Origin of the sequence: Mycobacterium angelicum (assembly GCF_002086155.1) — a bacterium.
In the GTDB taxonomy this organism is placed as follows: domain Bacteria; phylum Actinomycetota; class Actinomycetes; order Mycobacteriales; family Mycobacteriaceae; genus Mycobacterium; species Mycobacterium angelicum.
In genome coordinates, this window is the sequence record NZ_MVHE01000162.1 from 1 (window position 1) to 2,561 (window position 2,561).

Annotated in this window: 3 protein-coding genes and 1 pseudogene; all 4 read right to left on the reverse strand. The window is 60.7% G+C overall.

Features of this window, described 5'->3' with window-relative positions; translation table 11 throughout:
* Positions 1-201, reverse strand: a pseudogene (locus tag BST12_RS33970) (hypothetical protein); the annotation flags it as partial.
* 59 nt (positions 202-260) lie between these two features.
* The gene (locus BST12_RS33975; protein WP_245850620.1) at positions 261-893 is read right to left on the reverse strand and encodes a hypothetical protein; all 633 of its coding nucleotides are present in this window, start codon (positions 891-893) and stop codon (positions 261-263) included.
* A gap of 340 nt (positions 894-1,233) precedes the next feature.
* Complete coding sequence (locus BST12_RS28670; RefSeq protein WP_245850621.1) at positions 1,234-1,746, reverse strand: hypothetical protein; 513 nt, start codon at positions 1,744-1,746, stop codon at positions 1,234-1,236.
* Between the two features lie 62 nt (positions 1,747-1,808).
* Positions 1,809-2,384, reverse strand: a complete 576-nt coding sequence (locus BST12_RS28675; RefSeq protein ID WP_083116512.1) for a hypothetical protein — start codon at positions 2,382-2,384, stop codon at positions 1,809-1,811.
* Positions 2,385-2,561: the final 177 nt, after the last annotated feature.

A 2,561-nucleotide genomic window follows, 5' to 3' on the forward strand; every position in this document is an offset into this window, starting at 1 on the left:
GGGGCAGTAGCCGGGGGTGGGGTCGGTGTCGGGCAGGGTGACCTCGGCGGTGGGGGCACACAGGCTGGGAAACAGCAGGGCGCTGCCGGGGGTGGTTACGTAGGTGTGCCCGGTGGGGGAGGTCAGGATCAGGGTGGCGTCGCGCAGCTGTTGTTCGGTCCAGCCCCAGAAGGTTTTGACCAGGTGATGGGTGCGGCAGTAGCTAGCACTTCGACTTCGTGAGAAGCCTGGAAACTACCAGATGTGCCCCCGGCAGGAAGTTATTGGTTCCACTCCGCCATCTTCATCCGGACGGCGACGCTCGGCCCGAGCTTTTGCTTCAACCCGTGAAGAAAACCCCATTGATGCGATACGTCGCCAGCCAGGCGCCTGCACACCTGCTCCACCGCGTCAAGCCGCTGGCGTTCGTAGTCGAGCTCTGCCTCGTGCTCCAGGCTCTCGGTTGCCGAAGCGACCGGCATCTCGTTCTCCAGCAGCAGAACTGCAATCTGACGCTTGTCCACCAACACCACCCACCGCATCTCAGGAGGCAACTCGGGCAGCGACGATGTCGTCCTATCACTGAATGTGTCGGTCATGTGCCCTTCCTGGTCATGTTCGGTCGAACAGCGTGCGGCCTCGTCGCGCCTCAACCCAATCGAAGGCAACTCCGCCAATACGATCACCGTCGCGGGGTTGGGATAGCGATGACTCGCGGTGTCGATAGCGTCGGATATCAGCATGCCCATCGGATCATTGTGCTGAGAAAGGGAGGGCAGGCCCCCGTTGTCGTGGCGCGCAGTGTGGCGGCTCCCCACCCGGATTGCGCCGCGCTCCGCAGGGCGGGAGATGTCGCCGATGCGATCGGGAAACGGGAACCGATCGAGAAGGTGGCGTCTGTCTGAGTACGTCACAGCCCGGCCGGTCTCCGGGCGCACCTGTAGCCGTCGTCGAGCGGCAACGGCTGCCTCACCGATATATTGGCCACGCCAGAAGGTAAGCGCCAATGGCGTTATCGATTGCCTTTCCGCGCTCATTCGGAATATGGCCCGGTCCAAAATTCTCGCCCGTGGCCCTAATGAGCGTGTCCTACTCGTTGACCACGAGATGTACCCGGGCGAGGCGGCTGTGGCGTAGCGACCAACTATCGACTGTGTTGCTTGAGCGCGAGCTTGACCAAGCGCAATGCGCTGCGCACCGTCAGTATGACCGCACACGACAGCGCAGGGCGAAATGGTCATACCGTTGGCAAGCTCAGTCCCATGACATCGCCGAAAACATGAACAGTCCCCAGCTGAATCCCGCACCGTAACTGTCGCCATTCCATATGAATTCGTACTCCTCGTATGCGGGCAGAAGTTTGTCGAATGGGGACCAGCGACGACCAGTGCGCATGGGACCGAAATGCTCCGCGAACTCAGTCACGTCCATGCTCCAGATTGGCAACCGGGTCGGCGAATCGTCGTTGCGTAAATCGCGCGTTGTGTGCCAATAACGCGCCGACTCAAGGACTCCGTCGCCACCAGCGATGGCGGTGAACTCAAACCCCGGCCACAAGACGCTGCTGTACTTCAGTGATGAAGAGCCGCGCTCGGCGATGCCTAACAGCGCATTCATATTTCGGAAATAGGCAGCTTCCTCACCAAGAGCTTCCGCCACGCGCTGATGTATATGTTGCGCGTCATCAACAGTAAGCCCATGTTCAGCTAACTTAGCTTTTAGCTGAGCTTCCTTATGCGACATCCTGATTCTCAACTTCATCGTCATAAGTAGGTACACCTCAAAGTCGAGTATCGCGTTAACCGAGGATATAGTCATCGCTCATCCATTCATTTACCAAGGTAAGGCAAAAATTGCTGAAGGTCGCCCCTAAACACCGCAACCGATCCATCAGGATGAACCATCAACGCTATTCCCTGATCTATCCTCACGGGTAACACCACCTTACTTCCATTGGGCAGGCTAGCGATTCCCGCCGTCTCGCCGAACGCGGTCTTTGCGGCAATGTCGGCTGCCTCGGCAGCCTGGTCCTGAGTGAGGTGCAGGTCAGTCACCTTGTCGGCAATCGTGTCTGACCTGGTTCCCCGAGGAAGAACCGATGCCTCCCTACCGATTTCCGCGGCCTGCTTGTCGATCGTCGAACTTGAAGGCGTTTCCGAATGTGGTTGGCCACCGGGCATGCCGGGTTGTGTTGACGCTGGCTCACTGCCGCCCGGCAGTATCTCTACGCCTAAGTCCCGTAGCCGGGCCTCGAGTGCGGCCTTCCGTGCGTTGAGTTCTGCGGCCCACGTGTTGCAGCGCTCGGCTTGGGCCACCGTCGGCACGATCGGCGGGCAGGCTGCGTTGTGGTCGAGTAGTTCCCCCTTTAGCGCCTCGTATGCGGCGCGCGCCTGCGCCTCCGCCATCTCCGCAATCGGCGTTTCCCCCGGTCGCGGCGGTGGGCTTGGTGTGGGGTCTTGGGGGATCGGGAATCGGGGTGCCTGTGGTGGCGGAGTGAGCCCAGGACCGAAGCCCAGCATCTGCCAGCCGCTACCAGCAGTGCCGGGGGTGGGTGCTGTGTCAGGGGGTGTGCTGACACCGGT

What these genes read in the sequence shown, in the direction of transcription:
- BST12_RS28675 (WP_083116512.1), bottom strand. Translation starts at nt 2,384, where the DNA reads ATGGCGGAGGCGCAGGCGCGCGCCGCATACGAGGCGCTAAAGGGGGAA.
- BST12_RS28670 (WP_245850621.1), bottom strand. Translation starts at nt 1,746, where the DNA reads ATGACGATGAAGTTGAGAATCAGGATGTCGCATAAGGAAGCTCAGCTA.